Origin of the sequence: Verrucosispora sp. WMMD573, from assembly GCF_027497175.1 — a bacterium.
Classification (GTDB): Bacteria; Actinomycetota; Actinomycetes; order Mycobacteriales; family Micromonosporaceae; genus Micromonospora.
Map to the genome: position 1 here is coordinate 1,465,765 of NZ_CP114901.1, position 22,936 is coordinate 1,488,700.

Annotated in this window: 19 protein-coding genes and 1 pseudogene; 9 read left to right on the forward strand and 11 right to left on the reverse strand. The window is 70.4% G+C overall.

Features of this window, described 5'->3' with window-relative positions; all coding sequences use genetic code 11:
- Position 1 precedes the first annotated feature (1 nt).
- Together trxA and O7601_RS06775 are read left to right on the forward strand one after the other, a co-directional pair.
- The gene (trxA, locus tag O7601_RS06770; RefSeq protein WP_164448776.1) at positions 2–325 is read left to right on the forward strand and encodes a thioredoxin; all 324 of its coding nucleotides are present in this window, start codon (positions 2–4) and stop codon (positions 323–325) included.
- A gap of 210 nt (positions 326–535) precedes the next feature.
- Entirely contained in the window at positions 536–1,702 is a 1,167-nt protein-coding gene (locus O7601_RS06775) for an N-acetylmuramoyl-L-alanine amidase (RefSeq protein ID WP_281565361.1), read from the forward strand.
- 46 nt (positions 1,703–1,748) lie between these two features.
- Here O7601_RS06775 and O7601_RS06780 read toward each other — a convergent pair whose 3' ends face one another.
- Positions 1,749–2,414 carry a GNAT family N-acetyltransferase gene (locus O7601_RS06780; protein WP_281565362.1) on the reverse strand — a complete coding sequence of 222 codons (666 nt, stop codon included), beginning with the start codon at positions 2,412–2,414 and terminating at the stop codon, positions 1,749–1,751.
- 318 nt (positions 2,415–2,732) lie between these two features.
- On the opposite strand from O7601_RS06780, the gene O7601_RS06785 reads away from it, so the two are divergent.
- Entirely contained in the window at positions 2,733–4,046 is a 1,314-nt protein-coding gene (locus tag O7601_RS06785; protein ID WP_281565363.1) for a PLP-dependent aminotransferase family protein, read from the forward strand.
- A gap of 8 nt (positions 4,047–4,054) precedes the next feature.
- Positions 4,055–5,044 (forward strand): D-alanine--D-alanine ligase, encoded by a 990-nt coding sequence (locus O7601_RS06790; protein ID WP_281565364.1) that lies wholly within the window; start codon positions 4,055–4,057, stop codon positions 5,042–5,044.
- Positions 5,045–6,170: 1,126 nt separating this feature from the next.
- On the opposite strand, the pseudogene O7601_RS29460 reads toward O7601_RS06790, so the two are convergent.
- From O7601_RS29460 to rpmH, 9 genes and pseudogenes are all read right to left on the reverse strand, one after another.
- Positions 6,171–6,740: pseudogene (locus tag O7601_RS29460) on the reverse strand (hypothetical protein); the annotation flags it as partial.
- Between the two features lie 2,265 nt (positions 6,741–9,005).
- Positions 9,006–10,016, reverse strand: a complete 1,011-nt coding sequence (locus O7601_RS06800; protein WP_281565365.1) for a ParB/RepB/Spo0J family partition protein — start codon at positions 10,014–10,016, stop codon at positions 9,006–9,008.
- Between the two features lie 27 nt (positions 10,017–10,043).
- Positions 10,044–11,336, reverse strand: a complete 1,293-nt coding sequence (locus tag O7601_RS06805; protein ID WP_281565366.1) for an AAA family ATPase — start codon at positions 11,334–11,336, stop codon at positions 10,044–10,046.
- Between the two features lie 292 nt (positions 11,337–11,628).
- Positions 11,629–12,318 carry a 16S rRNA (guanine(527)-N(7))-methyltransferase RsmG gene (rsmG, locus tag O7601_RS06810; protein ID WP_281566824.1) on the reverse strand — a complete coding sequence of 230 codons (690 nt, stop codon included), beginning with the start codon at positions 12,316–12,318 and terminating at the stop codon, positions 11,629–11,631.
- Positions 12,319–12,414: 96 nt separating this feature from the next.
- Entirely contained in the window at positions 12,415–13,002 is a 588-nt protein-coding gene (locus O7601_RS06815; protein ID WP_281565367.1) for a R3H domain-containing nucleic acid-binding protein, read from the reverse strand.
- A gap of 211 nt (positions 13,003–13,213) precedes the next feature.
- On the reverse strand, positions 13,214–14,203 hold the full coding sequence (yidC, locus tag O7601_RS06820) for a membrane protein insertase YidC (protein WP_281565368.1): 990 nt from the start codon (positions 14,201–14,203) through the stop codon (positions 13,214–13,216).
- A gap of 3 nt (positions 14,204–14,206) precedes the next feature.
- Positions 14,207–14,494, reverse strand: coding sequence for a membrane protein insertion efficiency factor YidD (gene yidD, locus O7601_RS06825; RefSeq protein WP_281565369.1), 288 nt, complete (start codon positions 14,492–14,494; stop codon positions 14,207–14,209).
- Positions 14,491–14,904 carry a ribonuclease P protein component gene (gene rnpA / locus O7601_RS06830; RefSeq protein ID WP_281566825.1) on the reverse strand — a complete coding sequence of 138 codons (414 nt, stop codon included), beginning with the start codon at positions 14,902–14,904 and terminating at the stop codon, positions 14,491–14,493. The genes yidD and rnpA overlap by 4 nt, the downstream gene beginning before the upstream one ends.
- A 35-nt stretch (positions 14,905–14,939) precedes the next feature.
- Positions 14,940–15,077 carry a 50S ribosomal protein L34 gene (rpmH, locus tag O7601_RS06835; protein ID WP_013736606.1) on the reverse strand — a complete coding sequence of 46 codons (138 nt, stop codon included), beginning with the start codon at positions 15,075–15,077 and terminating at the stop codon, positions 14,940–14,942.
- A 617-nt stretch (positions 15,078–15,694) separates the two neighbouring features.
- Between rpmH and dnaA the strand changes: the two genes are divergently transcribed.
- The 5 genes from dnaA (at position 15,695) to O7601_RS06860 (ending at position 22,171) form a co-directional block, all read left to right on the forward strand.
- Positions 15,695–17,503 carry a chromosomal replication initiator protein DnaA gene (dnaA, locus tag O7601_RS06840; protein ID WP_281565370.1) on the forward strand — a complete coding sequence of 603 codons (1,809 nt, stop codon included), beginning with the start codon at positions 15,695–15,697 and terminating at the stop codon, positions 17,501–17,503.
- A gap of 776 nt (positions 17,504–18,279) precedes the next feature.
- On the forward strand, positions 18,280–19,413 hold the full coding sequence (gene dnaN / locus O7601_RS06845; RefSeq protein WP_281565371.1) for a DNA polymerase III subunit beta: 1,134 nt from the start codon (positions 18,280–18,282) through the stop codon (positions 19,411–19,413).
- A gap of 38 nt (positions 19,414–19,451) precedes the next feature.
- A complete protein-coding gene (gene gnd, locus O7601_RS06850) occupies positions 19,452–20,324 on the forward strand; it encodes a phosphogluconate dehydrogenase (NAD(+)-dependent, decarboxylating) (RefSeq protein WP_281565372.1) in 873 nt (290 codons plus the stop codon).
- Between the two features lie 16 nt (positions 20,325–20,340).
- Positions 20,341–21,474: a DNA replication/repair protein RecF gene (gene recF, locus O7601_RS06855; RefSeq protein ID WP_281565373.1), complete on the forward strand. Its 1,134-nt coding sequence runs from the start codon at positions 20,341–20,343 to the stop codon at positions 21,472–21,474.
- 172 nt (positions 21,475–21,646) lie between these two features.
- Positions 21,647–22,171 (forward strand): DciA family protein, encoded by a 525-nt coding sequence (locus tag O7601_RS06860; protein WP_281566826.1) that lies wholly within the window; start codon positions 21,647–21,649, stop codon positions 22,169–22,171.
- A 29-nt stretch (positions 22,172–22,200) separates the two neighbouring features.
- Here O7601_RS06860 and O7601_RS06865 read toward each other — a convergent pair whose 3' ends face one another.
- A complete protein-coding gene (locus O7601_RS06865; RefSeq protein WP_281565374.1) occupies positions 22,201–22,782 on the reverse strand; it encodes a hypothetical protein in 582 nt (193 codons plus the stop codon).
- Positions 22,783–22,936 lie beyond the last annotated feature (154 nt).

Below are 22,936 nucleotides of genomic sequence, written 5' to 3' on the forward strand. Positions count from 1 at the left end.
AGTGGGAGCAACCAAGTCGGTCACCGACGCGAGTTTCGCCGCGGACGTGCTGAAGTCCGACAAGCCGGTCCTGGTGGATTTCTGGGCCGAGTGGTGCGGGCCGTGCCGCAAGGTGTCGCCGCTGCTGGAGGAGATCGCCGGCGAGATGGGCGACCAGGTCAGCATCGTCAAGCTCAACATCGACGAGAACCCGGAGACCGCCCGGACCTACCGGGTGATGTCGGTGCCGACCCTCACCGTGTTCAAGAACGGTGAGCCGGTGCAGTCGATCGCCGGTGCCAAGCCCAAGGGCGAACTGGTCAAGCTGATCGAATCGGCGCTCTGACCCCAGCGACGACGTCGCCGTCGACCCCGTGCCGCGCTCGCCGGCACGGGGTCGACGCGTTTTTCGCCGCCCACCACCCCAGCGGATCGCCTAGCGCATAACCTCGAACCGGGGCCGCCGGACGCCGGTGAGCACCTGGTTCCCGCCAACGGCACCCACCCCGTCGGCGGCGGGGCCTGGCAGCCACCGACCGTGCAGAGGGGGTCGTGCGTGCGTCCGATCCGTCCCGGTGACCGGGGACCCGCAGTGACCGAGATCCGTGCGGTGTTGACCGGCCTCGACCTGCTGTCGAAGGCGACCGGCCCGCACAGCGACGAGTTCGACCCGGCGACCGAGCGGGCGGTCCGCGCGTTCCAGCAGTCGCGGGGCCTCAGCGTCGACGGCCGGGTCGGTGCCGAGACCTGGCGGGCCCTGGACGCCGCCCGCTGGCGGCTGGGTGCCCGCACCCTCTACCACGCGGTGCCGGTCCCCCTCACCGGCGAGGATGTCCGCTCGCTACAGGAACGGCTGCTGGAGATGGGCTACGACAGCGGCCGGGCCGACGCCATCTACGGCATCCGCACCTCCCGGGCGGTGGCGCAGTTCCAGCGCGAGGTGGGACTCGTCCCCGACGGCACCTGCGGTCCGCACACCATGGGTGCCCTGCGCCGGCTGGGCCGCAAGGTCGTTGGTGGCCGGCCGCAGTGGTTGCGTGAGTCCGACGCCATCCGACAGTCCGGCCCGACCCTGGTCGGCCGGACCGTGGTGATCGACCCGGGGCACGGCGGCACCGACCCGGGCGTGGTGGTGACGGACGGCCCGCTGCGCTGGACCGAAGCGGATCTGATGCACGACCTGGCCAGTCGGCTGGAAGGGCGCCTCGCCGCGTCCGGGGTACGGGTGCAACTCACCCGAGGACCCTCGCCGGAGACCTGCCTGCCCGACATCGACCGGGCGCAACTGGCCAACTCGCTCGGCGCCGACGTGTTCATCTCGCTGCACACCGACGGCCATGCCAACCCGATGGCCGAGGGCGTCGCCACGTACCACTACGGCACCGACAACGGGGTGAGCTCGGCGACCGGTGAACGGCTGGCCGGGCTGGTCCAGCGGGAGATCGTGGCGCGTACCGGGCTGCGGGACTGTCACACCCATGCCAAGGCGTGGGACCTGCTCCGGATCACCCGCATGCCGGCCGTGCGCGTCGAGGTCGGCTACCTCACCTCGCCGACCGACCGGGAGCGGCTGATCGCTCCCCGGTTCCGCGACAAGCTGGTCGAGGCCATGGTGGCGGGGGTGCAGCGGATGTACCTGCCGATCGAACGCGACGTCCCGACCGGCTCGATCGACGTCAGCGAGCTGCGGGCGGCGGTCGCCGCCGGCACCGTGGTGGACTGAGCCGCCCCGGCGCGGTCACGTCAAACCGTCCGCGCGGCGCGGGCGGTCAGCCGGCCGTCGACCGGGTGGCAGGCGTCGGTCGGACCGGGCGTAGCAGCGACTCCGGGCTCATCGAGCCGAGCAGCTTCTCCAGCGCGTACTCGACGTCGGACTTCCAGCTCAACGCCGTCCGCAGTTCGAGCCGCAGCCGGGGAAACCGCGGATGCGGGCGAACCGTCTTGAAGCCCACCGAGAGGAAGAAGTCGGCGGGTGCCACGCATGCTCCGCCCGGATCGGCGGAGTCACCGAACTTCGCGTCGCCGAACGCCTCGATCGCCTTGATTCCGCGCTTGGTCAGATCGCGGGCGACCCCCTGCACCAGCATCCGGCCGAGGCCACCGCCGGCGAACGCGGGCACCACGTTCGCGGTCATCAGCAACGCCGCGTCGGCGGAGACCGGAGAGGTCGGAAAGGCCATCGACCGGGGAACGTACGCCGGCGGGGCGTACATCACGAACCCGGCCGGCATGCCGTCGACGTAGATCAGCTTGCCGCACGAACCCCATTCGAGCAGGGTCTGCGACACCCACGCCTCCTTCTCCAGCCCAGGGTCGCCCGCAGCGCAGGCACGGTCCGCGGAAACCGGATCAAGCTCCCAGTAGACACACTGCCGGCAGGGAAGGGGCAGGTCCTCCAGGGTGTCCAGGGTCAGGCTGACCAGACGTCGCGACATTGGCGCTTCCCCACACTAGGCTCGGAGGTGGGACCGGCCCGGGCGGCACCGCCGCCGCAGCGGCCCGGACGGCACCGCCGTGTTCCTGCCCCCGACGAGCGATCGTACGCCGCCGATCGGCGGCAGGGGAGACCAAGCATGAACCTCCACCTCAGGGGTGTCGGCCGCCGGTCCGGCATGTGGACGCACGAATAATCGGAGGCGCATCGGGCGGTGCAGGGCGGCTAGGATCGACATCCGGCGCGCCGTACCGCCATGGTCGCCGTCGTCCTGGGTATCCGGGACCGGAGCCGTCCGAGCAGCCATCGGGGTGATGTGATGACCGGCACGACACTCGACGACTACACCGACCGGTACGCCCGGCGGGTCCGGGGAATGACCGCCTCGGAGATCAGGGCGCTGTTCGCGGTGGCCAGTCGACCGGAGGTCGTCTCCCTCGCCGGTGGCGCGCCCTACATCGCCGCGCTGCCGCTGGACGCCGTCGGCGAGATGCTCGGCCGGCTCGGTGCCGAGCACGGCAGCACCACCCTGCAGTACGGCATCGGTCAGGGCACCCTGGAGCTGCGGGAGCGGATCTGCGAGGTGATGGCGCTCTCCGGCATCGACGCCGCCTGTGGGGCCTCCCCGGAGGACGTGGTGGTGACGGTGGGCGGGCAGCAGGCGCTCGACCTGGTGGCCCGCCTCTTCCTGGACCCGGGTGACGTGGTGCTTGCCGAGGGGCCGACCTACGTCGGTGCGCTCGGCGTGTTCCAGGCCGCCCAGGCACAGGTCGTGCACGTACCCATGGACGACGACGGTCTGATCCCGGCGGCTCTGGAACTCGCCATCGCGGAGCAGGCCCGGGCCGGACGCCGGGTGAAGTTCCTCTACACCATCCCCACCTTCCAGAACCCGACCGGCGTGACGCTGACCGAGCAGCGGCGGGAACAGGTCCTCGACATCTGCGAGCGCGCCGGGCTGCTGGTGGTCGAGGACGATCCGTACGGCCAGCTGGGCTTCGAGAGTGAAGCGCCCGCGCCGCTGCGGGCGCGGCGGCGGGACGGCGTCTTCTACCTGAGCACCTTCTCCAAGACGTTCGCGCCGGGGCTGCGGGTCGGCTGGATCCTCGCCCCCCACGCGGTACGCGACAAGCTGGTGATCGCCAGCGAGGCACAGATCCTCTGCCCCAGCGCGTACGCGCAGGCCGCCGTCAGCACCTACCTCGGCACCATGCCCTGGCGCGAGCAGCTGAAGGTCTACCGCGAGGTCTACCGGGAGCGGCGGGACGCGATGCTCACCGCGCTGGAGGACCTGATGCCCGCCGAGACCCGCTGGACGGTGCCGGGCGGCGGGCTCTTCGTCTGGGCCACGCTGCCCGACGGGCTGGACTCGAAGGCGATGATGCCCCGGGCCATCGCCGCACGGGTGGCGTACGTGCCCGGCACCGGTTTCTACGCCGACGGCAGCGGCAACGGTCACATGCGGCTCAACTTCTCCTTCCCGCCGCCGGAGCGGATCAGGGAGGGCGTGCGCCGGTTGGCCAGCGTGATGGAACAGGACATCGCCATGCGGCGGGTGTTCGGCGCGGTCGGCGAGCCCGGTACCCGGCGAGGCCGGACCGGCTGGGACGCGCCGGGACCAGACTTGGCATGATGCCCGGCATGGGTGTCACCGCTGCCGAAGAACCCGCCGTGTCGGGCCCCGAGACCACCGATCTCCACGTGCTCGTGCTCGCCGGTGGTCTGTCGTACGAGCGTGATGTGTCGTTGCGCTCCGGCCGCCGGGTGCTTGACGCGCTGCGCGCCGTCGGGATGCAGGCCGAGTTGCGCGACGCCGACGTGGCCCTGCTGCCCGCTCTGACGGCGGATCCACCCGACGCCGTGGTGATCGCCCTGCACGGTGCCACCGGCGAGGACGGGTCGCTGCGCGGCGTCCTGGACCTGTGCGGCGTGCCGTACGTCGGATGTGACGCCCGGGCTTCCCGCCTCGCCTGGGACAAACCGTCGGCGAAGGCCGTGCTGCGCGAGGCCGGCATCGCCACCCCCGACTGGGTGGCCCTGCCGCACGACCGGTTCAGCGAACTCGGCGCGGTGGCCGTGCTGGACCGCATCGTCGAGCGCCTGGGACTGCCGCTCATGGTGAAGCCGGCCCAGGGTGGTTCCGGCCTGGGCGCCGCCGTGGTCCGGGACGCGGCGTCGCTTCCGGCCGCCATGGTGGGTTGTTTCGCGTACGACTCGACGGCGCTCGTCGAACGGTACGTTCCCGGCATGGACGTGGCGGTCTCCGTGGTCGACCTGGGAGACGGTCCGCAGGCGCTACCGGCGGTGGAGATCGTGCCCCGCAACGGCGTGTACGACTACGCGGCCCGCTACACGGCGGGACGCACCACCTGGCACACCCCGGCCCGCCTGGAACCCGCCGTCGCCGAATCGGTGGCCCAGGTCGCCCTGGCCGCCCACACCGCCCTCGGCCTGCGTGACCTCAGCCGGGTCGATCTGATCGTCGACTCGACCGGTCAGCCGCACGTACTCGAGGTCAACGTCTCGCCGGGGATGACCGAGACGTCGCTGTTGCCGCTCGCCGTACAGGCCGCCGGTCTCGACTTCGGACGCGTGATCGGAGACCTGGTAGCCCGCGCCGCGGCCCGCTGATCTCGCCGCTGCTGATCTCGCAGCCCACCGTCACCCGCTGACCGGACTCGTCTCCGCCCGGAGGCTGTCGCTGATCAGTCTGACGCGCCACACCCGCCGGTGCGCCTGGCCTCGCCCTGGTTCAGACCGCCGCCCGCCGATCGCCCTGGTGGGGATCGGCGGGCGCGCCGAACCAGACGGTCCGCGCGACCGGCAGCACCGAGGCGTGCCCTGGCCGTGAATGGGACGGCGACCAAGCTCGGTGTATTCCGCAGACGCCGCCGGTCGAGGTCCCCGAGAGCGCCCCCAGTCGCACACGTTGTGCGGTGACCAACCCACGGCCCGTTCCTGCCGATCCGGAGCTGCGGAGGCTACGACCTACCGTGGCCGTGCCCGTCAGCACCGCTGGCCACGGCGCCAAGGTCCAAGCCAACCGAACGGGCGGCGGCAACCTCCTGTCGGCCGCTCTCGGGGCTCGACCGGCACGAACCTGACCCTCTCCGGCAGGCTCGGTTCACCGGACAGCACCGTCGAACCTCCGTTATGGCTCTCCGCTTGCGCCTGCCCCTCGCTACGACTCCCGGTTCCGGACGTGGCCGGCAGTCCTGGCGGCTCCGGTCCCGGCAGTTCCGGCCGTACCGGTGCCCGCCGTACCGGTGCCCGCGGCCGTACCGGTGCCGGTGTCGGTGTCGGGCGTATCGGTGCCGGCGGCCGTGTCGGTGCCGGTGCCGGTGCCGGCGGCCGTACCGGTGTCGGTGTCGGTGCCGGCGGCCGTACCGGTGTCGGTGTCGGTGCCGGCGGCACAGGTCCTGGCGGCTCCGGCCGCATCGGTGGACTCGGTTTGCCGATGCGTATCGACAGTACTGGTCTTCGGACTCGCTCCTGCTGACCCGGAAACCGGCTGCCTCGTCGGCTCAGGTCGAGCCGCCTCGACCGCGTTCGCTGCCGTCTGTCGCTGCGGTGCCGCGTCGACAGCCTCCTCCGGAACCGAGCCACTCGCCGACATCGAGCTCGCCGCGTCTGACGACTCCGAACCGACACCGGCGCCGGGAGCATCGGGTGGCTCAGCCGTCTCACCGATGGCGTCCAGCAGCGACCCTCCTTCTGCCGGCTTCGTCTCGGCGGGCGCGGCAGACTGCGCGGCCAGACTGGACGGCGCCTGCCACTGGATGCGGGGTGGTTCGGCTAGCGGCCGCCCGCCGAACTCGGCCAGCCAGGCCGCAACGAGGGCGAGATTCTCCCGCCACTGTTCCTCCGAGATCGGCGGCAGGATCGAGTCCCAGAGCGACAGGAAGGTGCCACGCAGCTGGAGCCGGCCGTACGGACGGGCGAGGAACCACATGTGGAGATGGGCGGACCCGTCTCCCCAGCGGTTGACGTGCACTCGCGCCACCCCGTCCAGCGATCGGATGGCCCGTTCGAGCCGTACCGTCATCACGCCCAACTCGGCGGCGAGCAGATTGGGCAAGTCGCCGAGATCGAGGTGCGACCGTGACTCCAGGATGAGGACCATGGGCAGGCCGGTCGGCCGGTCCATGGCCCGTACGCGCCATCGTTCACCGACCCAGATGTAGGCCTCGTCGGGCGCTAGGCAGGCGGTGCATTCTCGGTGAGCCTCACCCTTGCGGGGCGGCTCGACAGGGACCGGATCGGCGAGTGGCTTGACCCGGAGGTCGCCCTCGAAGGGGAACGACGGCCACTGGGTGAAGTCCGGAATTGAGGGAGGGGTGTCGTGCACGACGCTGACCCTAACCGAGTCCGGGACCACTGTCCCTACCCGAATCGTCTTCGACTCTCCGCAGCGCTCGAATGTCGGGACAGGCCGCGCCGAGAAGTTCTCCCCAGAGTTATCCACAGGGCGCCGGGTAGCTGGATTCTTCCCGCTGTCGCGCTTCGACAAGGGGTTTCGGGCCATGTTTCACGTGAAACGGCGCGAGCCTGTGGACAACCGATGTGGATAACATCAGCGGGCACGTCCCCCGTCAGACACGCGGTCCGACGAGGGGCACGACCAAGGCACACCTGACGTTCACCGGCCGCCTCGCCCACACTCACTCAACATCGCGTTTCACGTGAAACAACGAGCCGCTCGTAGCCATCAGAGCTGCGGCCCAATCGGCCGGCTCCACCCTGCCGCCTCGTCCACCGGCGTGACCGGGACAAGGCGAGTACCCGACCGTCGAGCGGCGGGGTTCTCATCCAGAGTTGTAGGCCACGGAGCAGGGCAGCCCCGGAGCGCTCGACGGCGCGGGCTGGTGCGGTGTCCAGGAACGTTGGCGGTGTCGCGGCGAGGTCCAGGCGGCGATCCGGCAAGGCGGAGTCGGGTCCGGATGCGACGCCGGTATCCGGACCCGACTCCGACACCACCGGTCGTTGCCTGGACCCGGCGCGGCCCGGTGAACGTTCCTGGACACCGCACCAGCGGGTGCCACTTCCGAGTTCGGCTGTTGAGCCAATCACCGCTTGATTGGTCGGCCTTCGGCGCGCCTCCATCCCCGTCCGCCACCGGTCCGGTGATTGTTTCCGCCTCCAAGTCCGGGCTGTACACCAGCCACCTACGGACCCGGTCGTCGGTGGGGCGCCGCGGGGTGGAGACCATCGGCTGCAATCCAAACCCCTGTTTCACGTGAAACACGCCCTGTCCTCCTACCCGAGTCCGGCTCGCCCGATGCTCGTCTGCCACGACTCCAACGACGCCTGCCCGAAGGCCGCATGGCCTCCACCGCCTGAAGCCGCCCGCGTCGCCTGAAGGCACCCGCCTGAATCGCTCGGTCCGCTACCTCTGTCGGGTTGCCACTTTGTGTCCGTGTAGGCCGCGTCCGGCGACCGCGCAGACGACGACCGTCTCGCGAGTGTCTGTCGTGGCTGATCCGGCCGCGGCCGTCCGGCGTAGGTTTCCGTCTGAGCGGGTCCCCGTATGAGCGGGTCCCCGTCTAGGCGGGCCTCCACTTGCAGCGGGCGCCATCAGGGCGGAGCCGGCCTCCGAGGAAGCCGGCCTCCATTTGAGCCGGCCTCCGAGGGAGCCGGCCTCCGAGGGAGCCGGCTCCCGTCTGGGCGGTCTTGCGCACCTGAGTCAGCCGTTCGTTAGCCGACCATAAGAGCCAAGCGTTACCCCACACTGAAGCCGCACGCAGGGCTGGCCGTCCAGCTCATTCTCGAACCTGAGCCGGCCCGAGACGGCGCACCAGAAAGCCCTCCGGCACAACCTGCGGCTCGGAGGGGCATCCCTTCCAGCAGCAAACTGCTTGGCACGACAGGTTCGTTGCTGCTCGACGAGTCTGGGGCGATCAGGTCCGGCACGACAGGCTAGGCGCGACAAGTCCGGCACGCATCAGATCGGCGACGCGAAATACGCGTCGGAGCCCTCGGTGTCGCCAGCGACGCCCCCGCCGCCATCTGACGCCAGGACGACCCCAGTCCGACGCCAGCGCGACCCCAGTCCGACGTCAGCGCGACCTCAGCGGCCGCCGAAACCACGCCTGTCCGGGCCGACTCGACAGTCAGGTCACGGCTTGCGGTATGTCGCGCCATAGCTCTGGTCTGAGAGACCGACATGCCGCAAGTCGGAAGTCCCCGAGTCGAGCCTCGACCTGGACCAGCGAGGCGGCCTCGCAGTAGAAGCGACAGCGACAGCAGCGGGGCATGACGGCGAGGGGCAGCACGAGCTACCGGCGACCAGTCGGCATCGGCCTTGAAGGCGTTACCGAACCGGGAAGCGCCAACGACACGGCAACGCCAGCGGCCAGCACCAGCGACCAAGCACCAAGCACCAAGCACCAAGCACCAAGCACCAAGCACCAAGCACCAAGCACCAAGCACCAAGCACCAAGCACCAGATATCTGGCACCGCACGCGTCGGGCAATGCGGCCGTTGGGTGCGTGCGGTAAGCCCCTGCCTTGCAGGCTGCTAGCGGCGGCTACCCGGATGACGACAAGGCCGCCTCGTCGCATTGGGACGAGGCGGCCTTGTCGGTTCGGTTGCTCAGTTCTCCGGGTCTTTGGGCTCTACTCCGATGATGCCCACGATCCGCTCTAGGTCGTCGACGGTCGCGAACTCGATCGTGATCTTGCCCTTGCTCCGCCCGATGTCGACCTTCACCCGGGTGTCGAACCGGTCGGAGAGACGGTCGGCGAGGTCGGTCAGCGCCGGTGCGTGTGGCTTCGGCCGACGCTTCGCCGACTCCTTCTTGGCCGGTCCGTCGTTGAGGGCGAGCGCGACGATCTCCTCGGTCGCCCGGACCGACAGTCCTTCGGCAACGATTCGCAGCGCCAACTGCTCCTGGGTCTCCGAATCCTCCAGGCTGAGCAGCGCCCGGGCGTGCCCGGCGGAGAGGACCCCGGCCGCCACTCGTCGCTGCACCGGTGCCGGCAGGTTCATCAGCCGGATGGTGTTCGAGATCTGCGGCCGGCTGCGACCGATGCGCCGGGCGAGTTCCTCGTGGGTGGCTCCGAACTCCTCCAGCAACTGCTGATAGGCCGCCGCCTCTTCCAGCGGGTTGAGGTTCGCCCGGTGGATGTTCTCCAGCAGCGCGTCCCGCAGCATGGCGTCGTCTCGGGTGTCGCGCACGATCGCGGGGATGTTCTCCCGACCGACCGCCTGGGCGGCTCGCCACCGGCGTTCGCCCATGACGAGTTCGAACTTCTCGCCGTCGAGTTGCCGCACCACGATCGGCTGGAGAAAACCGACCTCCTGGATGGAGGTCTTCAGCTCCTCCAGGGCCTCCTCGTCGAAGACCTGACGAGGCTGCTTCGGGTTGGGCACGATCGAGTCGACCGGGATCTCCGCGAAACGCGCGCCGGGCACCGGGCTCAGGGTCTCGTCAGGCTCGATGGCCGGAGAGGGCACCGGCATCGGGGCAGGAGTCGCCACGGCCGTCGACCCGCTCACTCCCGGCGGCGGCGCGCCGACCCCAGCGCCAGCGTTGGGTGCCGGCCCGGTCGGGATCAACGCCCCCAGGCCCCGCCCCAGACCGCCCCGTGGACGGTTCTTCATGCCACGCCTCCCAGCGCCTCGTCCGCACTACGCATTCCGGCTCACCGGCTCCTTGACGCCCCGCTCAGCGATCTCCTGCGCGGCTTCGAAGTAGCTCGTCGCGCCCCGCGAACCGGGATCGTAGGTCATCACCGACTGGCCGTAGCTGGGTGCCTCGGAGACCCGCACGTTACGCGGAATCACCGCCTGGAGCACCTTGTCGCCGAAGTGGTTCCGGACGTCCTGCTCGACCGCGTCGGCCAGCCGGGTACGACGGTCGTACATGGTGAGCAGGATCGTGGATACCTCAAGCCGCGGGTTGAGGTGCTGACGAACCAGGTTGATGTTGTTGATCAGCTGGTTGAGCCCCTCAAGCGCGTAGTACTCACACTGGATGGGAATGAGCACCTCCTGCGCGGCCACCAACGCGTTGACGGTCAACAGGCCGAGCGAGGGCGGGCAGTCGATGAACACGTAGTCGAAGTGCCCCGGATAGGCGGTGATGGCTCGGTCCAGACGCGACTCGCGGGCCACCACTGACACCAGCTCGATCTCGGCTCCGGCAAGATCGATGGTGGCCGGCACACACCAGAGGTTGGGGATGCCCTCCACCGCCTGGGTCACGTCCTCCAGCGGCACACTGTTGATCAGACAGTCGTAGACGTCCGGCACGCCGGTGTGGTGTGGCACGTTGAGGCCGGTCGAGGCGTTGCCCTGCGGGTCGAGGTCGACCACGAGCACCCGGTTGCCGTGCAGGGCCAGCGCCACCGCGAGGTTGACCGTGGTCGTGGTCTTACCCACACCGCCCTTCTGGTTCGCGACGCACATGACCCGGGTCCGGTCGGGCCGAGGCATGGTCACCTCGCCACTGGGATTCAGGATCTGCACGGCGCGCATCGCCTCCATTGCCAACGGTGGGTCATCCTCTTCGCGCGTCGGGGTTTCACGTGAAACGTACGCGGCCTCGGTCGCGGCTGACGCGTAGGACTCGTCCGCGGGTGCGGGCGTGTCGGAAGCCGGTCGAGGATCCGGCACCACGGCGGATGTCGGGGGGTGCGCTGCCGCCGCCTCGAACCGAGCGGAGGCGGAGGTGTTCCGGCGGATCGGGATCACCCGCGCGTCGGGGGACGCGTTCGCCGGGCGGCCACTCGCGTCCGTACCGTCGCGTCCGTCGCCGGCCCCCGACCACGGAACACCCGAAGTCGGCGCGTTCCGACCGGGCTCCGGTGGGCTCTGCGGCACCTCGGAGGGCCGCCAGTTCGGATATTCGGTTTCACGTGAAACAGGGTCACCCGCTGCCCCGGTCACGCGCGGATCGTCGTACCTGCCGTCGTCATGCACCTGTCATCCCTGCCCGCTTCGGATGGTCGGTCCGCACCCGTCAACCGGGCCACTCGCGTGCTCTCCGCAGAGGTACCGCCCGGCGGGAGCGGCCGGGCCCCGGAGGGAGATCCATCGCCGCCCGCTCCACACTATCGACGCGCGGCCAGCCTACGGCGCACGGGCGCGGCCGGTCCACGTCGGGTTCGTAACGCGCCGGTCGCGACGCGCGCAGCGGGACGAGCAACCCTGCTGTTCGCGGCGTACGTGCGCAGGTTAGCCGGGCGACGACCCGGATGTGGGGCGCTCCGGCCTACCGACGACGCGACCGTGGCTTCTTGGACGACGTCCGGGCCGTCGGACCGACCGGTCTCTCCCGGACGATCTCGACCACCGTGGTCGGCGGATCCACGACGCCTTCACCACACCGGTGCACCACGGGTCGACCGCCGCCGAGACGGTGCACCGCTTCGGCATGCTCGGAGATCTCCTCCGCCGCCGAGGCGCCCTTCAGCGCGAGTAGTCGGCCGCCGATCCCGGTGAGCGGCAGACACCAGCCCGCCAGCCGGTCCAGCGGTGCCACCGCCCGGGCGGTGACCACATCCCCCGGCTCGACCTCCGCGACCGCCTCCTCGGCTCGACCGCGGAACACCCGGACGGAGTCGGTCAGGCCGAGCGCCTCCACCGCCTCGTTGAGGAAGACGGTGCGGCGGGCCAACGGCTCGATGAGTGTCATCGCCAGGTCGGGCCGGGCGATGGCGAGCACCAGACCGGGAAGGCCGGCACCCGATCCGACGTCCAGCACGGAGGCGCCCGGTGGGATCAGCTCGGCCACCGCCGCGCAGTTCAGCAGGTGACGATCCCAGATCCGGGGGGCCTCACGTGGGCCGATCAGCCCTCGGAGCACCCCGTCGGTCGCGAGCAGTTCGGCGTAGGCCGCGGCGACGTCGAGGCGTACACCGAAGAGCCGGCTCGCCGCTTCGGCCAGTTCGGCCGGCAGCACCGCCGTGGTGGGCTGAGGCGGGACAGCTGCCGGCCCGGGCGGCGCACCACCCGGGCCGGACGCGGCAACACCGCTGGCGTCGTCTTGCCTCACCCGTCAGTCCGCGGGACGGACGACGATACGTCGGCTGGGCTCGACGCCCTCGGACTCGCTCTCCACCCCGTCGATCGCGTTGACCACGTCGTGGACGCACTTACGTTCAAAGGCGGACATCGGCTCCAGCCGCACCGGCTCGCCGTGCTCCTTGACCTTCTCGACCGCGTTGCGGGCGACCGCGGCAAGTTCCTTACGCCGGCTGGCCCGGTATCCGCCGACGTCGAGCAACAGGCGGCTCGGCGAGCCGGTCTGCCGGAACACCGCGAGCCGGGCCAGTTCCTGAAGTGCTTCGAGGGTCGCACCGCGCTGGCCGACAAGGTTCTGCAGGCGACCACCGACGACCTCGACCACCGGGCGGCCACCCGACACCAGCTCGTCGATGTCGCCGTCGTAATCGAGGATGTCGAGCAGCCCCTCCACGTAGTCGGCCGCGATCTCGCTCTGCCGAAACAGGTCGCTCTCGCCGGGGGCCTTACTCGACGCCGCTTCTGCGTCGGTCTCCTCCGGCTCGCCCTCGACCGGAGCCGCCGTGGTCGGCTCCTCGTCGTCCAGGGGCTGTTCGGCGCGGGGGATGCTGGTGTCGGTCACGGTGTCATCTCCGTACTCGCTCGGCCGGACCTCGGGTCCGCTGGTTTCCCGCGGCCGGCGGGAGGTCGCCGGTATCCACGGGCACGTCTGTAGGGCAGTCTCGCCCGTCCGCCACTGCGCGTGTGGCGCTTCGCGTTCCGGCGCCGGCCGGACGGCGGCAGCACGGCGCGCAACGGGCCGCCGCCGGTCTCCCGGCGGCGGCCCGGACGATTCAGCCCTGCCGCTTGGCGGGGCGGCCCTTCTTCGGGTTGACCGGCTTGGCGCCCGGCTTCGGACCGGCGATCTTCGGCGCGGCCGGGGGCGGGGGCACGGCAGCCGGCTTGCTCCGGCCGAACAGTCCACCGGTCTTCGCGGGCTGCGCCCCGTTCCGCGCCGAGGTGCCCGGCTTGCCGCTGGTCGCGGTCACCGGCGGCGGGAACTTGCGCAGCACCCACTGTTGCTGCCCAAGGGTGAACAGGTTGTTGGTGACCCAGTAGATGATCACACCGATCGGGAAGATGGCACCCGACACCAGCAGGGACAGCGGGATGCCGTAGAGCATCAGGCGCTGGATCATGCGCTGCTGCGGGTCCTCCGCCCAGCCCGTCTTGAGGATCATCTGGCGGCTGGTGAGGTACGTGGTGCCCATCATCACCAGCACCAGGACACCGGCCATGATCTTCACGACGGTGCCGTTGGCGCCGAGTTGCGCCAGCTCCGCCGCGGTCGAGCCGAACTTGCTGGCGATCGGGGCGGTGAACAGGGTGGCATCCGAGGCGCTGTTGAACTGGTCGACGGTCCAGCCGTAGATGTCCTTGTTGTTCTTCGCCGGGTCCGGGTTGAGGCGGCGCAGGACGTGGAAGAGACCGAGGAAGACCGGGATCTGGAGGAACATCGGAAGGCAGCCCATGAGCGGGTTGGCCTTTTCCTTCCGGTAGAGCTCCATCATCTCCTTCTGGAGCGTCTCCCGGTCACCCTTGTGCTTCTCCTGGAGGGCCTTCACCTGCGGCTGGAGCGCCTGCATCGCCCGCTGCGACTTGATCTGCTTGACGAAGACCGGGAACAGGATCACCCGGACCGTGACCACGAGGAAGATGATGGCGAGGATCCACGCCCAGTTCGTGCCGAGGACCGCAGTGTCCGGAATGCCGATGGCGTCCCAGGCCGAGTGCCAGGCCAGCAGGATCCACGAGATCGCGTAGTAGATCCAGTCGAGACTCAATTCTCAGGCTCCAGTCACGTCGGCAGGTCGGCGGCCGCCCGGCTCCGGAACCGGGTCGTATCCACCAGGATGGAATGGGTGGCAGCGCGACAGTCGCCGGACCGTCAGACCGGCTCCCCGGAGCGCGCCGTGCCGGGCCACCGCCTCCAGGGCGTAGGCGCTGCACGACGGGTAGAACCGACAGCGGGCCGGCAACGCCGGACTTATCCACCGACGGTACGCGATGATGGGCGCGGTCAGCACCCGGGCACCCGGGGTAGCCGGGCGTGACGACGTCTGCTCGGCGCTCATCGAGGCCGCCGCCCCCGGCTTGACCGGGCGGCGACGAGCGCCGCATCCAGGTCGGTGCCGAGCCGCTGGTACGTGGCGTCAGCCGCGGCCGGCAGCGCGCGTACCACGAGGGTGCTTCCGGCCGGCAGGCCGACAAGGCGTTCCCGGGTCAGATGCCGCAACCGGCGGCGCACCCGGTTACGGACCACTGCCGGCCCGACCGCTTTGGAAACCACGAAGCCGGCGCGGGACATCGGCGGGGAGTCTGCCTCCGCGTTGTCCCGCGCCGGCTTCGGCGCTGCGTTGTCGGATCCGGCTGCGTTCGGCACGGTCAGATGAACGACCAGAGCGCCGCGGCCGGCTCGCCGGCCACCGCGAACCGCTGCGGCGAAGTCGCTACTGCGCCGCAGTCGTTGGGCGGCCGCCAGCACGACTGCCACGTCCTCCGGAGCGGACCTGACCGGCCTCAGGCCGACAGGCGGGCGCGACCCTTGGCGCGACGGGTCGAGATGATGGCGCGGCCGGCCCGGGTGCGCATGCGCAGCCGGAAGCCGTGGGTCTTCGCGCGCCGGCGGTTGTTCGGCTGGTAGGTGCGCTTGCTCACGTCAGGCTCTCCGTTGTCGGACGCCCCGAGCGAGTGGATCGCCGGGTCGTGGTGGTCCGGGCCGCCGCTGTGGTGGCCCCGATCGGTGCTGCCCGGCGGTGCGTGACCTCGGTTGTGCGGTGAGCGACCGCGGGCAGCGAGCACCCATCACCCTAGCAGAGGGCGTGAGAGCAGCCCCTCCAGCCTAGGTCGGGGGGCAATCAGCGTCAAACCTGGCCACTCCGACGGTGAGCTGCGACGGAAGACGACCGAAGCGGTGGTTTTCACGAATGCCGACAGGGGTGACCCGCGTCGGCGGTTGAAGAGCCGGCGACAACGCTGTTACCGTGCCCGATTGCGGTCAGCGTCGGAGTTGCGCCGATGTCGCCGGCAGGCAAGACCGGACACGGTAGTGAATCGTTCGGCACGGTGAACCCCGCTTCAGTGCCCGGCCACGGCAGGGGGCAGGTCCGACCCGAGCCCGGCGGGCGGCCACAATCGGTCGGTACACAGGCTGTGGATAACTTGTGGAGAACGACCGGGTGCGGCAACCGGGTGGGTGGCGTGATCTCGCCCGCCGGTACGGGCCACCGGTAGACGGCGGCGTCCGGGAGCAGAGGCGAGGGGGTGGCACGACGGTGGCCGGTACGACCGACCTTGCCGCGGTGTGGACGGCGACGACCGACGAACTCGCTGACGAGATCATTTCCGCGCAGCAGCGGGCGTACCTGCGGCTGACCCGGCTGCGGGCGATCGTCGAGGACACCGTCCTGCTGTCCGTGCCGGATGCCTTCACCCGGGACGTGATCGAGTCCCGGCTGCGTCCGGCCATCACCGAGGCGCTCACCCGCCGGCTGGGCCGGCCGATCCAGGTCGCCGTCACCGTCCGGGTACCCGAGGACGGGCGGACCTCCGGCACCATCTACCGCAGCACCCCCGAGTCGGACCAGGTGGACCACGGTCCCGGCGATGTCGACGATCGGTCGGCCGGTCTCGACGGAGGGCGACAGCTACCGCTGATTCCCGAGCAGCCGCACCCCGGCCGTTTCGACCGGCCGCCGCTGCCCGATGCGCCACGCGTCGAGGACGATTCCCACACTGCGGCCCCCGACGGCCAGGAGACCCTCTTCGGTGCCGCATTTGGTGAACCCATCCGGCCGGCGGAGAGCACCGGACGGCGGGCACCGGAGCGGTTGGGCTTCACCGAACAGGGCGGGCACCTGGACCGGACGAGCACCGGCCCGCGCGGCTTCGCCCCCCGCTACGGCGACGAGCCGGGCATCTCGCCCCGAGACCAACATGTGATCCGGGCGATGCCGGCCGACGGAGGTACCGACAGCGGGCCCGGCCGCAGCGGCCCGGATCAGCGGCCGGTCGGTCGCGACGATCGGCGGCTGCCCACCGGCGCGGACAGCGGCGGCAACCGGCTCAACCCAAAGTACATGTTCGAGACGTTCGTCATCGGCTCGTCCAACCGCTTCGCGCACGCGGCCTCCGTGGCGGTGGCCGAGTCGCCGGCGAAGGCGTACAACCCGCTGTTCATCTACGGCAGCTCCGGGCTGGGCAAGACCCACCTGCTGCACGCCATCGGCCACTACGCCACGACGTTGGGCAACGCCCGCTCGGTCCGGTACGTCTCGACCGAGGAGTTCACCAACGACTTCATCAACTCTCTGCGGGACGACAAGACCAGCGCTTTCCAACGCCGCTACCGCGACGTCGACATCCTGCTGATCGACGACATCCAGTTCCTGGAGAACCGCGAGCGGACCCAGGAGGAGTTCTTCCACACCTTCAACACGCTGCACAACGCCAACAAGCAGATCGTGATCACCTCCGATCGCTCGCCCAAGCAGCTGGCGACGCTGGAAGACCGGTTGCGGACCCGCTTCGAGTGGGGCCTGCTCGCCGACATCCAGCCACCGGACCTGGAAACCCGGATCGCGATTCTGCAGAAGAAGGCGGCGCAGGAACGGCTCTACGCGCCGCCGGACGTGCTGGAGTTCATCGCCTCCCGGGTGTCCAACTCGATCCGGGAACTGGAGGGGGCCCTGATCCGGGTCACCGCGTTCGCCAGCCTGACCCGGTCGAACGTGGAGCTGTCGCTGGCCGAGGAGGTGCTCCGGGACTTCATCCCGGACGGCGCCGGGCCGGAGATCACCGCCGACCAGATCATGGTCTCCACCGCTGACTACTTCGGGGTCAGCCTGGAGGACCTGCGCGGGCACTCCCGGTCGCGGGTACTGGTGAACGCCCGTCAGGTCGCCATGTACCTGTGTCGCGAGCTGACCGACCTGTCACTGCCCCGGATCGGCCAGGCATTCGGCGGGCGCGACCACACCACCGTCATGCACGCCGACCGCAAGATCCGCCAGCAGATGGCCGAGCGGCGCTCGCTCTACAACCAGATCGCCGAGCTGACCAACCGGATCAAGCAGAACACCTGAGCGGTACGCCCGTCGTACGTGCACGGCGAGGGCCCGGCCGATGCCGGCCCGGCCTTCTTCGCGCTCACCGGGTTGACCCTCGACGAGGTTCAGGCCACACCATCGAAGGCGTGTCCACACCGCCTGCCACTCGTTGTCCACAGCTCGTTATCCACGGGCGGTGGATGAACACACGCCGTCAACAAGCAGTTACCCACAGCCTGTGGAGAAACCCTGGGGACAACGTTGTGGACCGCTGTGGACGCCTGGGGACAACCATCGGCGTTGTCCACCGACGGACGGTCGCCTGTGGGGAAGCTGTTGAAGGTTCTGGGGATGACGGCAGACGAGTCGCCCGCGACGATCCACAGGTCTGGGGAGAAAGTCGGTGGATTACCGGTGGACAACCGGTGGACGACGGTGGACGACGGTGTGCACGGAGACCGCCTGTGGATCGCCGACCGGGTTTTTCCCCCGACCATCCACAGCGAAACCACCTGTGGATAACCCACTTGACCTGCCCATACTCGGGTTCTCCACAGTTTGCACAGGTGCGATGAAGACGATGAGTTATCTCTTCTAAAAGAACAAAAACCAATCATCACCGTTGGACTTCCTGTGGATCGGTCGACCGCTGCCGGGACAGACCCGTCAGCAGCGACACGATCCACGGGGTCGGGCACACAGCCGATACCCTCGCGCCCTAAGGTGCGAGGGGTACCCGCACGCCAGGCGGGTCGGTGGGCAGCGTCCGGCATGAGAGAGTTGACGACGTCGACGTCGACGCGGAGGCATTTATGAAGTTCCGAGTGGAGCGCGACGCGCTCGCCGAGGCCGTGGCCTGGACCGCCAAGAGCCTGCCCAACCGGCCATCCGTACCGGTGCTGGCCGGGGTGCTGCTGCGGGTCACCGACGGCAGCCTGCAGGTCTCCGGCTTCGACTACGAGGTCAGCAGCCAGGTCACCGTGGAGGTGCAGGGCGACGCCGACGGCGCCGCGCTGGTCTCCGGGCGACTCCTCGCCGAGATCACCAAGGCGTTGCCCGCCAAGCCCGTCGACATCGCCGCCGTCGGCGCGCACCTCGAACTGGTCTGTGGCAGCGCCCGGTTCACCCTGCCCACCATGCCGGTGGAGGACTACCCCACCCTGCCCGAGATGCCGGCCAGCGCCGGCACCGTGGACGCCGCCGCGTTCGCCGCGGCGGTGGCACAGGTGGCGGTCGCCGCCAGCCGGGACGAGACGCTGCCGATGATGACCGGGGTACGCATCGAGATCTCCGGCGGAAACCTGGCCATGCTCGCCACCGACCGTTACCGGCTGGCCCTTCGCGAGATGGAGTGGAACCCGGACGACTCGGAGATCAGCCTCAACGCGCTGGTCCCCGCCCGGACGCTCAACGACACCGCGAAGACCCTCGGCCCCCTCGGCGGCCAGGTCGTGCTGGCCCTGTCCCAGGGCACCGCCGGCGAGGGCATGATCGGTTTCTCCGGTGGCACCCGACGTACCACCAGCCGACTGCTCGACGGGGCCAACTACCCGCCGGTCCGCTCCCTCTTCCCGGCCAGCCACAACGCCGAGGCCCAGGTGCCGGTCAGCACCCTCATCGAGGTGGTCAAGCGGGTCGCCCTGGTGGCCGAACGCGCCACCCCCGTGCTGCTCAGCTTCAGCGCCGACGGCCTGGTGGTGGAGGCCGGAGGCACCGAGGAGGCCCGGGCCAGCGAGGCCATGGAGGCCACCTTCACCGGCGAACCGCTGACCATCGGTTTCAACCCGCAGTACCTGATCGACGGGTTGTCCAACCTCGGCACCCAGTTCGCCGTACTGCACTTCGTCGACGCCTTCAAGCCCGCGGTCATTTCCCCCGCCGGCGAGGATGGCGAGCTTATCGGTGGGTACCGGTACCTCATCATGCCGATCCGCGTGTCCCGCTGACCGGCAGAGCCAACCGCACCCACGAAAGGTCACCAGAGATGCAGCTCGGCCTGGTAGGACTCGGCCGGATGGGCGGCAACATGCGCGAACGGTTGCGCACCGCCGGTCACGAGGTGGTCGGTCTCGACCACAACCTGGAGCGCAGCGATGTGGCCAGCATGGCTGAACTGGCCGCGAAGCTGGACGCGCCGCGCGCGGTATGGGTGATGGTGCCCGCCGCCGTCACCGACGCCACCATCGACGAGGTGGCCGACGTGCTCGGCCAGGGCGACCTCATCATCGACGGCGGCAACTCGCGGTTCAGCGAGGACGCCCCTCGGGCGGAGCGGCTGCACGAACGCGGCATCGGCTACGTCGACGTGGGCGTCTCCGGCGGGGTGTGGGGCCGGCAGAACGGCTACGGCCTGATGGTCGGCGGCGCGCAGGAACACGTCGACCGGCTGATGCCGATCTTCGACGCGCTCAAGCCCGACGGCGAGTACGGCTTCGTGCACGCCGGGCCGGTCGGCGCCGGCCACTACGCCAAGATGGTGCACAACGGCATCGAGTACGGCCTGATGCACGCCTACGCCGAGGGCTACGAACTGATGGCCGCCTCCGAGCTGGTGACGAACGTGCCCGGCGTGATCAAGTCCTGGCGCGAGGGCACCGTGGTCCGCTCCTGGCTGCTGGACCTGCTCGACCGGGCCCTCGACGAGGACCCCGAGCTGACCCAGCTCAGCGACTACACCGAGGACACCGGTGAGGGACGCTGGACGGTGGACGAGGCGGTCCGGCTCGCCGTGCCGCTCAACGTCATCACCGCCTCGCTGTTCGCCCGGTTCTCCTCCCGGCAGGAGGACTCGCCGGCGCTCAAGGCCGTCTCCGCGCTGCGGCAACAGTTCGGCGGGCACGCCGTACGCAAGCCCTGACCGGCGCCGCGACCCCGTGTACGTCCGCCGGCTCGAACTTGTCGACTTCCGCTCCTACGAGCGGATCGGCGTCGACCTCGAACCGGGCCCGAACGTCCTGATCGGCGCCAACGGCGTCGGCAAGACGAACCTGGTCGAGGCGCTGGGTTACGTCGCGACCCTCGACTCCCACCGGGTCGCCACCGATGCCCCGCTGGTGCGGATGGGTGCCACCGCCGCGGTGATCCGCTGCGCGGTGGTGCACGACGGCCGCGAACTCCTGGTGGAGCTGGAGATCGTCCCAGGCAAGGCCAACCGGGCCCGCCTCGGCCGCTCCCCAGCCCGCCGGGCGCGCGACGTGCTGGGCGCGCTGCGGCTGGTGCTCTTCGCCCCGGAAGACCTCGAACTGGTTCGGGGTGACCCGGCCGAACGCCGCCGCTACCTCGACGACCTGCTGGTGCTGCGCCAACCCCGCTACGCCGGAGTACGCGCCGACTACGAGCGGGTGGTCAAACAACGCAACGCGCTGCTGCGCACCGCGTACCTCGCCCGCAAGACCGGCGGATCGCGCGGCGGTGACCTGACCACCCTCGCCGTCTGGGACACCCACCTGGCCCGGCACGGGGCCGAACTGCTCGCCGGGCGGCTGGAACTGGTCGCCGCCCTGGCCCCGCACGTCACCAAGGCATACGACGCGGTGGCCGCCGGCCGCGGTGCGGCGGGAATCAGCTACCGGCCCTCGGTAGACCTCGCCGAACCCACCACCGACCGGGATGCCCTCGCGGCGGTGCTCACCACCGCACTGGAGGATTCCCGCTCCGCCGAGATCGAACGCGGCACCACCCTGGTCGGCCCGCACCGCGACGACCTCACCCTCACCCTCGGCCCCCTGCCGGCCAAGGGCTACGCCAGCCACGGCGAATCGTGGTCGTACGCGCTCGCGTTGCGGCTGGCCGGCTACGACCTGCTGCGCAACGACGGCATCGAGCCGGTGCTGGTGCTCGACGACGTCTTCGCCGAACTGGACGCGGGCCGGCGGGACCGGCTCGCCGAACTGGTCGGCGGGGCCAGCCAACTGCTGGTGACCTGCGCGGTCGCCGACGACGTGCCAGCCGCCCTGCGTGGCGCCCGGTACGAGGTGACGGAGGGGGCGGTGCGTCGTGCCGACTGAGCCACAGCCGCCGGACAGCGCGCCCCAGGGGCAGCCGGGTGGCTCGGCTGCGGGACGCGGTGCGCGTACCGCCAGGAAGGATGGCACTGGCGACGGCGGCCGAACCGACAAGCCCGCCAGCCGCCCGGCGGAGCCGCCAGCCGCAGCGCCCACGGCGGAGGACGGCGGCACCGTGCCGGTTACCGGCGACGGCGAGGGCGTCTCCGGCCCGCAGCTGGCCCGCGCGGTGCTGGACGCGGCGAAGGCGCGGCGCGAGGCCGCCGGCCGTCCCCGCCGTCGCACCGCGACCGGCGGCGACGGTGAGCGTCGGCTGCGCGGCTACTCGGGGCCCGGCCCGGACCCACGCGACCCGCAACCCCTCGGCGCGGTGCTCAACCGGCTGATGAAGGCCCGCGGTTGGCAACAGCCGGCCGCCGAGGCCACCGTCTTCGGCGCCTGGGAACGGGTGGTCGGCGCGGAGGTGGCCCAGCACAGCCGCCCGGTGAAGCTGGAGAACGGTGAACTGACCGTGGAGGCCCGCTCCACGGCCTGGGCGACGCAGCTGCGCCTGCTCGCCGGGTCGCTGTTGCAGCAGATCGCCCGCGAGGTCGGCCACAACGTGGTCCGCAAACTGCACATCCACGGCCCGGCCGCCCCGTCCTGGTCACGCGGCCCACGACGGGTGCGCGGCCGGGGCCCCCGCGACACCTACGGCTGACCGGCGGCCCCGCCCGGTGCCGACGACCGCTACGACTGCGACGCCCGGCGAGGTGCCGCCGACTCGGCATAGACGGCGAAGCCGTTGTCGGCGCAGCGCCGGTAGAAGGCGGCGAGCACGCTCAGCTCCGCGCAGGTGAAGGTCCACTGCGGCGCGGCGCCGCTGTCGTCACGCAGCGCGTCCAGGCGGCTGTCGAGCCACCGTAGCTGCTGCTCAGCCAGGCGGCCGTCGGCCAGCAGCGACCGCAGCACCGTAGCCACCGAATCGAAGGTGACCGCCTCACCGTGCGGACGGTGCGTGGCGACGAAACGTTCGATGCCGCCGGCGATCCAGCCGCACCCGTCCGGGTCGATCACCGGATCCTCGTCCTCGGCGGCAGCGTCTGTGGCGTAGAGCACACCATCGAGTCCGAGGATCAGATCCACCACTTCGGTGTACGCGGTGGCCCGGACCGTGCCGGTCTTCGCGATCAGCTCAGCGAGCGCGGCGGTCGGCGCCGAGATTCCCGGCACGTCGACGATGTCGCCGAAATCGACGAACTCGGCAGGTGCGACCGGGTCGTAGAAGCGGCCGGTCCGCGGCCACTGAACCGCGACGTTGTCCAGCCCCATCGGGTGTCACCTCTCAAGGCACGGGCGAGTGGATCGGGTCGATCGTCCGGTTCCAACGTTGAAAGATCAAGGCCGCTGCGGCAACCCGAGGGTCACGGATCGCCCGTCGCGGGTCGTACCGCCCGGTACCGCCCATCTTTCGCCGCCGGACCCG